Annotated in this window: 7 protein-coding genes; 2 read left to right on the top strand and 5 right to left on the bottom strand. The window is 67.6% G+C overall.

The genetic code is table 11. The features are described from left to right. Positions 1-136: 136 nt before the first annotated feature. Both ROR02_RS15560 and ROR02_RS15555 read right to left on the bottom strand, forming a co-directional pair. Positions 137-340 (bottom strand): TOBE domain-containing protein, encoded by a 204-nt coding sequence (locus ROR02_RS15560; RefSeq protein ID WP_147164966.1) that lies wholly within the window; start codon positions 338-340, stop codon positions 137-139. A gap of 352 nt (positions 341-692) precedes the next feature. Next, positions 693-1,004 carry a hypothetical protein gene (locus ROR02_RS15555; protein ID WP_147164965.1) on the bottom strand — a complete coding sequence of 104 codons (312 nt, stop codon included), beginning with the start codon at positions 1,002-1,004 and terminating at the stop codon, positions 693-695. A 166-nt stretch (positions 1,005-1,170) separates the two neighbouring features. Between ROR02_RS15555 and ROR02_RS15550 the strand changes: the two genes are divergently transcribed. Beyond that, entirely contained in the window at positions 1,171-3,099 is a 1,929-nt protein-coding gene (locus ROR02_RS15550; RefSeq protein WP_147164964.1) for a PAS domain-containing hybrid sensor histidine kinase/response regulator, read from the top strand. A gap of 1,744 nt (positions 3,100-4,843) precedes the next feature. Beyond that, entirely contained in the window at positions 4,844-5,020 is a 177-nt protein-coding gene (locus ROR02_RS15545) for a helix-turn-helix domain-containing protein (RefSeq protein WP_147164963.1), read from the top strand. A 242-nt stretch (positions 5,021-5,262) separates the two neighbouring features. On the opposite strand, the gene ROR02_RS15540 is transcribed toward ROR02_RS15545, so the two are convergent. From ROR02_RS15540 to dapD, 3 genes are all read right to left on the bottom strand, one after another. Beyond that, entirely contained in the window at positions 5,263-5,862 is a 600-nt protein-coding gene (locus ROR02_RS15540; RefSeq protein ID WP_147164962.1) for a hypothetical protein, read from the bottom strand. Then, positions 5,856-7,022 (bottom strand): succinyl-diaminopimelate desuccinylase, encoded by a 1,167-nt coding sequence (gene dapE / locus ROR02_RS15535; protein WP_147164968.1) that lies wholly within the window; start codon positions 7,020-7,022, stop codon positions 5,856-5,858. The genes ROR02_RS15540 and dapE overlap by 7 nt, the downstream gene beginning before the upstream one ends. Before the next feature lie 80 nt (positions 7,023-7,102). Next, on the bottom strand, positions 7,103-7,954 hold the full coding sequence (dapD, locus tag ROR02_RS15530; protein ID WP_147164967.1) for a 2,3,4,5-tetrahydropyridine-2,6-dicarboxylate N-succinyltransferase: 852 nt from the start codon (positions 7,952-7,954) through the stop codon (positions 7,103-7,105). Positions 7,955-8,170 lie beyond the last annotated feature (216 nt).

Genomic DNA, 8,170 nt, shown 5'->3' with positions numbered 1-8,170 from the left:
TCCAAGGCTTCACCCGATTGTCCCTAGGTCTCTTCCTCGCTCCCCCGCGTGCCGTGGCGCGGGAGGGGGCGCGTGGGAGCGCAAAAGAAAAAGGGCCCCCCCGTGGGGGAGCCCTTTTCAAGGAAAGGCGGCGTGCTTATTTCGCCAGCAGCACTTCGGTGGACTTGATGATGGCCGACACTTCGTCACCGATCGAAAGGCCCAGATCATCGATCGCTTCGACCGACACCACCGAAGTCACGCTCTGACCCCCGATGTCGATCTTGACCTTGGCGACGATCTGACCCTTGGCGATTTCCACAACCTTTCCCTTCAGGGCATTGCGGGCGCTCAGCTTCATCGTGGCTCTCCTTGTAATCGGAAACCTGTTTTCAGGCTTCTCTCAAATCATCCGGTACGGGGGAAAATATTCCAAACCACGGCCCTTTCGTCAAGAAGAAATAATGTCCCTTGGTTTTTTCCCGCTATGCGCTTTGGGTACATAGCGTCTTATGGTTTGTTCTGCGAAATGTAGATGCGCTTCATAACGAGTCCGAAGACATAACGCATTTTCTTTTCGATTTCATGAGATCAACCATTGATCTGTGTTTGTCGGGCGTTTTTCTCCTTGCCCTATGAAACAAAAGACCGGGGGTGGCGGCCATCCCCGGTCCTTCGCTTGAAAAGCGGCGCGTATCCGGCGCCCCCTTCGTCTACTTGGCGGCCTTGCATTCCGTGCCGAATTGTTCGCCCCCTTTGACATAGGCCAGGGAAACCTGGCTGCCATCGGAAAACAGCGACACGTTTTCGCTCACATACGACTCGGTCGATCCCGGCTCGCGTTGCAGCACTTCGGGGGCAAGGCCATCGATCGCAATCGTGGCCGTGCCGCCGTCGGCCGCCACGGTCAAGGTGAACGCCGCGCCGTCGGCACAGGCATACCGGACTCCATCGGCTGCTTGCGCGGACGCTGCCCCCAAAAACACGACGGCACCGGCAACAAGGGACCCAATCCAGGCTCTCATGATACCCTCCGCAGGCGATCCGGTCCTTGTTCGGGGGCCACCCCGTTGACCGGAAGGTGTGAGTACACGTTTTTATTTTAACAATTCCACTATCTCCCACGGTCCCTTGGGCGTCAATGTAGCCTGGGGGTGGTATTCTGATCCTTGATTTTTCGCGAGCCTTGTCATGACCTTGGATCACCGCGCGGCCTTGCGCGCCCTTCTGGCCCATGCCGACAACGACATCGTGCTGGTTGACCCGGCGGGGCAGGTCCTGGCCGCCAGCGGGCGGGCCGCCGAACGCCTGGGCGCCCGGAGCGTGGAGGCCGCCGTGGGGCGCGACGCCCTGGCGGGCCTGGCGCCCCGTCTGGCCGGCCCGCGCCGTGCCGCCTTGCACCGGGTCCTGGCCTGCGGGGTGGCGGAAACCCTGGAGGACCACCTGGGGGACGGGTGGTGGACGGTGCGTTTCACCCCGGTGCCAGCGGGCACGGAGGCGGGAAACGTGGCGCCGGTGGCCGTGCTGGTGAGCGCGCGCGACATCAGCCGCGAGCGCGCCCTGGCCCTGGCCCTGGCCGACAGCGAGGAGCGTTTTGACAGCACCTTCGATGCCGCCGGCCACGGCATGGCGCTTCTGGGCTCCGACGGGCGCTTCGTGCGCATCAATCCCGCGCTTTCCGCGCTTCTGGGGCTTGATCCCGGTGCTCCGGGCGATCTGGCCGCCGCCGTCTTTCCGGGCGATCTGAAGGTGGCGCGCGACCTGCTGCACCGGTTGTTCGCGGGGCAGGCGTACCCCCTGTCGCTGCGCATGCGTTTTCTGGATGCCACGGGGGCCGTTGTGTGGACCGATGTCGGGGCCACCGTCCCCCGTCACCGGCCGGGAGAACCTGTTTGCGCGGTGTTGCAGATCCGCGATGTCACCCAGGAACACCGGGTCGATGAACGCCTGCGCGCCGCCAAGGACGAAGCCGAGCGCGCGAGCCGCGCCAAGACCCGCTTCCTGGCCGCCGCCAGCCACGATCTGCGCCAGCCCCTCCAGGCCCTGGCCATGTTCATTGCCGTGCTGGCCGGCCGGGAAACCGACTCGCGCAACCGCGCCTTGATCGAGCGGATCGAGAAAACCACGGAAGCCCTTACCGGCCTCCTCAACACGCTTTTGGATATCTCGCGCCTGGACGCGGGGCTGATGCGCTGCGAGCCGCGCGACGTGCCCCTGGGGCCCTTGCTCGCGCGCCTGGTCGAGGAAGTCCAGCCGCTGGCGGCCGGGCGCGGCCTGGAGATGCGCTGGGTGCCAACCCGGCTCGCGGCGCACGCCGATCCGGCCCTGGTCGAAATCATTGTGCGCAATCTTCTGGGCAACGCAGTGCGCTACACGCCCCAGGGTCGGATCGTGCTGGGCGTTCGCCGGCGCGCGGGCGGGCGGGTGGAAATCCAGGTGGTCGATACCGGCACCGGCATTCCCGCCGATCAGCAGGCCCTGGTGTTCGAGGATTTCCATCAAGTCGAGAACCCGGCCCGCGAAAAAGGCGAGGGCCTGGGCCTGGGGCTGGCCATCGTCAAGCGGGTGTCGGCCCTGCTGGGCGCCCCGGTGACCCTGGTCTCGCATCCCGGGCGCGGCACCCGGGTCGGCCTGACCCTGCCCGGGCCCCAGGGGGGGCGCCCCGACACGGCGATCGACGACGGTCTGGGGGGCATTGATCCCGCCGGCGCCCAGGGGCTGAGCGTGATGGTCATCGACGACGATCCCGCCATCCTTGATGGCTTGACCCTGGTCCTGGAAGGGTGGGACTGCGACGTGCTGGCCTTCGAGGATATCAGGGGCTTGCGCGAGGGCCTGGCTTCGGGGGGGCTGCTGGCGCCCCCGGACGTGATCATCGCCGATTATCGCCTGGACGGCGCCGAAACCGGCGTCGAGGCCGTGGCCCTGATCCGCGAGGCGGTGGGCGAACCCGTGCCCGCCGTGCTCCTGACCGGGGATACCGCCCCCCAGCGCCTGCGCGAGGCCGACGCCAGCGGCCTGCCGGTTCTGCACAAGCCGGTCAAGCCCGACGCGCTGCGCGCCGTCCTCGCCGATCTGGTCGCCGGGGGGCTGACCTTGACCGACTGGCGGGCCGGGTAACAACGCGGCCACGATCGAGGGAGGGAAGTCCGGAAAAGTTTAAGGCCCCCGACCGGCCGAGGGGAAAACCGGTGCGGGGGCCTTGGTGATCAACGGATCCGAAGGGTGGGCTGAACCTTCGGTGCCGGCCCCTGGGGCCGGTACGTCCTTTCCCGGCCATGCTCAACAGGGAGAGGCGTTGACCGCCGAGGAGGACCGATCATCCCGGGAGGGAGCGGGGATCCGTGTCATCCTCGTGAAATCGATTTGGTCACGGGGCTGGCCCCTTTCAAGGGAAAGACCAACGAATCACATCGGGGAAAAAGTCGGGCGGGCCGGAAACGGCGGAGAAAACGCCTTTCGCGCGCCCAAACAGAAGACCCCCGCCGGCCGAGGGGAAGCCGGGTCGGGGGCCCTGGGGTGCCGACGCAAGGGCCCGGGGAGGGGCTAGGAGGTCCCCGGGGACCGGGACATCCCACGAAGGGGCCCGGAAAAGTCCGGGCGCGGATCAGTCACGCACCCGGGGCGCCGACTCTGGAATCGCAAGACCTGTCCTTCCGGGAGGCCACGGAGACGGTCGCGTTCACAGTCTCTGTTGGGCCGCCTCGGAGACACCCTCGGAATGGACGATCCGATGGCCCATGTCACATGCCTGGCCTGCTTTGCCCCGCGGTCCGGCGTCCGTCAAAAGGCACCGACGCCCCCCTCGCGGGATTGTCTTGAATTAGAAAGCCCCCGTTCCGGCAGAGGGGACAGCCGGGGCGGGGGCCTTGTCTGACCAACGAAGATCCTCGGGCCGGGCTAGCGTTACCCTTGGGGCCGGTCGCCCCGTTGAGGGAGGCCGGTACTCCACTTCCGGGCCATGCGCGGCGGAAGTGGCATTGGTCGCTTGAGAAGGTCACCGGGTGGATCCGGGAGGGAGCGGATCCGAGTGTCGCTCTCATGGGAAAACTATCTCGCGGACGAGGACCGGAGTCAAGGACAAAATCCGACGATCTTACTCGGAACCAAGCGCCTAAAAGAGGTTCACGACGTGTTGTCGCGCAACGGCGCCGGGAGCGGGCATCACGGGATCATGTTTTGAAAGGGGGGATTTTCAGGCCCCCGTCCGGTTGAAGGGCAAGCCGGACAGGGGACCTGGAAAGGGGCTGACGCAACTCCCAAGGCCGGGCTAGGGAACCTTAGGCCCCAGAAAAACAACGGTTTTTCCGGGTACTCCACCAAGCGGGCCATGCTCGTTCGCCGGTGGCATCAGCATCTGCCAGAACCGCCACTCTCCGGGAGGGAGCGGAGGATGGAAAGGCGCCCTGGCAGTCGGCTGATTGTTTCATGCCATCGGAAATCCCAAGGGATTATTCCTGAGCGAAACAATCAACCAAAGGAAGGGGAAAGGGTTCGCCTGCTTCAGCGAGGGATCTTTTCCTGGCGACCGTGCTTCCCAAAACCGCGTGCGCGGTGCGGGTCGCGCCAAGCGCCCGACGCCCCGGATAGTCGCCCGGGCGTCGTTCCATCCTTTGAGTACACTCCCGCTCTATGGCCAGATCGTGGCAGGCGAAAGGTGCTTTGGGGGCGTTTCCGGCAGGGATTCCAAACAGCCCGGCGCGTCCGGCCGGTGCCCTCCCCACGCCTTCCCGCCCCGCTCCGGCATGCGGCGACACCTTGCGGCAACACTTCGAGACGGTCATAGTTGCGTCACGGCGACCGGCGTGGGGCATGCGCTCCCTTGTCGGCCCCGGCCGCCGACCGGAGACTGGATCACGCGATCATGCTGCGCAAACCGCTTCTCACCGTGCACGAAGTGGCCGACCTCCTGAAGGTCAAGGAAGCCACTGTCCGCCAGTGGATTCGCGATCGACAACTGCGAGCAGTCAAATTTGGACGGGAATGGCGGGTCGCCCACGTCGATCTGGAAACCTTCATCAACCAGAACGCCAACCGTTAGGGTCCGTCAGCTTCGCATTGAAGCGGACGGACTCTGGATCCCTTTGTTCGAGTTTGTCTTTTTGGGAAAAGCGGGCTCCGTTTTTCCCACGGGACACTCTTGAACGGGCCCCCCGGAAAAACAAAAGCCGCTTTCGGAACCGTCGATCCCGAAAAGGAGGAAAACGCGCCCCGAACCGCCTTCGCAGGCGGCGAGGGGCGCCCCTCGCCGTCCGTGCCTCCCGCAAACGACGGGGAAGGGGGTCAGGCTCCGCCCGGTACGGCCGAGGGCATGGCGTCGATCAGGGGGGCCAGTATCCCGTGGACCGCCTCGCCCACCACCAGATCCAGCACCACCACGCCAATGGTGCTCGACAGCGGCAAGAACAGGCCATGGCGGGCCACGAAGCCCAGCACGATGGACATCGCAAGAAAGACGATCCCGTTCAGCAAGGTCAGCGCATCGGCGGGCGCCAGGCCAAGGGCCGCCAGCAAGACCAGGGGCAAGAAGGCCGCCATGATCGGCACCTGGACCCAGTTGTAGGCCGTCAGCCAGCGGTAATAGGCGTCGCGCCGGTCCAGAAGGCGCGACACGAAATCCATGATCACCGGGTACAACACCCAACCCAGCACGTAATGTTCGATCTTGACCGCGCCAAACAGGCCCAGGTTCAGGCCCGGGCCCCGTTCCAGCGCCTCCAGCCCCGTGTAGAGCACGAACAAAGGCAGCAGGACAAACGCCGCCCAGAAGCTGCGCGCCGCGTCGCCCCGGGTCGCGCCCAGAACCTCGAAGCCCCGGGGGTTGAGGCGCATCAAGAGGCCAAGGCCGCGCAGCACGCGCGCCGTCTGGACAATGGTCAGCATGGGCCCTCGAAATAGGCGCGGATCACGCGCTGGTAAATGGCGCTCAGGGTTTCCAGGTCGGCCACCGCGACCGCCTCGTCGGCCTTGTGCATGGTGCGTCCGACCAGGCCGAACTCGACCACCGGGCAATGCCCCCGGATGAAGCGCGCGTCCGAGGTGCCGCCCGAGGTGGACAGGGCCGGCCGGCGCCCGGTTTCCGCCTGGCAGGCCTCGGCCACCAGGCCCGACAGACGCCCGGGTTCGGTGAGGAAGGCTTCGCCGCTGATCCGGGTTTCCAAGGTGAAGGCGTGTCCGGCGCCGTCGCACGCGTCCAGGCAGCGCTCGCGCAGCCACGCGGCCAGGCCCGCCCCGGTGTGGTGGTCGTTGAAGCGGATGTTCAGCGCCAGCCGCGCCTCGGCCGGGATGACGTTGGTCGTGGGATTGCCCACGTCCAGGCTGGTCAGTTGCAAGCTGGTGGGCGGGAAGTGGGCGCTGCCCCGATCCAGGGGGGCGGCCGTGAGCGCGTGCGCGAGCCGGGCCAGACGGTGCACCGGGTTATCGGCCAGGTGGGGATAGGCCACGTGCCCGCCCCGGCCGTGAATCGTGATCCTGGCGTTCAGGCTGCCGCGCCGGCCGATCTTGAGGGCGTCGCCCAGGGCCTCGGGGTTGGTGGGCTCGCCGACCAGGGCATGGTCCCAGCGTTCGCCCGCGCGGTCCATCCACTCAAGAACCCGGGTCGTGCCGTGGACGGCCGGGCCCTCCTCGTCGCCGGTGATCAGGAACGCGAGCGAGCCGTGGCGGGGCCAGTCCAGCGGCTGGCGGGCCACGGCGGCCACGAAGCAGGCGATGGCCCCCTTCATGTCGGCCACCCCGCGCCCGACCAGGGTGCCGGCGTCGGTGAGCGTGGCCGCGAACGGATCCACGCTCCAGCCCGGGCCCGGAGGCACCACGTCGGTGTGCCCGGCGAAGCCGAACACCGGGCCGGTGGTGCCGCGCCGGGCATAGAGGTTGTCAATCCGGGCCGCCTCGCCGGTGCCCGAGGCCTCGCCAAAGGGCAGGCGGGTGACGGTGAAGCCCAGGGCTTCCAGGGCCGCTTGCAGCACGTCCAGCGCGCCGTCGTCGGCCGGGGTCACGCTCTGGCGGGCGATCAGCGCCCGGGCCAGCGCCAGCGGCTCGGCCAGAAGGGCCGGGGTCCACTCCGCCGCAAGGGCGGGGGTCCGGTCCGGGGCCGGGCCCGTGCCGGCCGGGGCGGCGCCGGGGCTCACCGGGGGACGTCGCGGAGCAGTTCGTTGATCGACACCTTGGCGCGGGTGCGTTCGTCCACGCGCTTGACGATCACGGCGCAGGCCAGCCCCGGCCCCGGCGTGCCATCGGGCAGGGGCTTGCCGGGCAGGCTTCCCGGCACCACCACCGCGCCCGCCGGCACCCGGCCCATGAACACCTCGCCGGTTTCGCGGTCGATCACCCGGGTGGACGCGCCGATGAACACGCCCATCGACAGCACCGCGCCGGTTTCCACGATCACGCCCTCGGCGACTTCCGAGCGCGCGCCAATAAAGCAGTTATCCTCGATGATCACCGGGCCGGCCTGCAGCGGCTCCAGCACGCCGCCGATGCCCGCGCCCCCCGACAGGTGGACGTTGCGCCCGATCTGGGCGCACGAGCCGACGGTGGCCCAGGTATCGATCATGGTGCCTTCCTCGACCCGGGCGCCCAGGTTGACGAAGCTGGGCATCAACACGACGCCGGGCGCGATGTAGGCCGAGCGGCGCACCACGCAGGTGGGCACGGCCCGGAAACCGGCGGCCTGGAAGCGCGCGGCATCCCAGTCCTGGAACTTGCCCGGCACCTTGTCCCACCACAGGCCGCCGCCCGGTCCCCCGGACACGGGCGCCATGTCGGTCAGGCGAAAGGACAGGAGCACCGCTTTCTTGAGCCACTGGTGCACGGTCCAGGTGCCATTGATCTTTTCCGCGACCCGGTAGACGCCGCGATCCAGTCCGTCAAGCGCCGTTTCGACGGCGTCGCGCAGCGGGCCGGTGGTCGCCGGCGTGACCTGATCGCGGGTTTCCCACGCGCTTTCGATGAGGGGCAACAAGGACTCGACGGTCATCACGGGTCACGGGCTCCTTGGGGCTCGGGACGGGGATTCGAACGGGGCCGGGGCGGGCGTCCCGCCGGCTCGCCCCCTTGCGTCGGGTCACCATAGCCCGCCTCGTCCCCAAGTCAACGCCGCAAGCCAGCGCAACCGGATGAACCGATTGTCCTGGAGTTTTTGCGGTGCCCTCAAGCGCCGGTCGCGCACTTCGTGCGCTTGGCTCTCGCGGCA

Origin of the sequence: Pararhodospirillum oryzae (genome assembly GCF_007992075.1) — a bacterium.
In the GTDB taxonomy this organism is placed as follows: domain Bacteria; phylum Pseudomonadota; class Alphaproteobacteria; order Rhodospirillales; family Rhodospirillaceae; genus Pararhodospirillum; species Pararhodospirillum oryzae.
This window is presented reverse-complemented; position numbering and strand designations above follow the sequence as displayed.

Coding starts and splice junctions, on each gene's coding strand:
- ROR02_RS15560 (WP_147164966.1), bottom strand. CDS start 340: ATGAAGCTGAGCGCCCGCAATGCCCTGAAGGGAAAGGTTGTGGAAATC.
- ROR02_RS15555 (WP_147164965.1), bottom strand. CDS start 1,004: ATGAGAGCCTGGATTGGGTCCCTTGTTGCCGGTGCCGTCGTGTTTTTG.
- ROR02_RS15550 (WP_147164964.1), top strand. CDS start 1,171: ATGACCTTGGATCACCGCGCGGCCTTGCGCGCCCTTCTGGCCCATGCC.
- ROR02_RS15545 (WP_147164963.1), top strand. CDS start 4,844: ATGCTGCGCAAACCGCTTCTCACCGTGCACGAAGTGGCCGACCTCCTG.
- ROR02_RS15540 (WP_147164962.1), bottom strand. CDS start 5,862: ATGCTGACCATTGTCCAGACGGCGCGCGTGCTGCGCGGCCTTGGCCTC.
- dapD (WP_147164967.1), bottom strand. CDS start 7,954: ATGACCGTCGAGTCCTTGTTGCCCCTCATCGAAAGCGCGTGGGAAACC.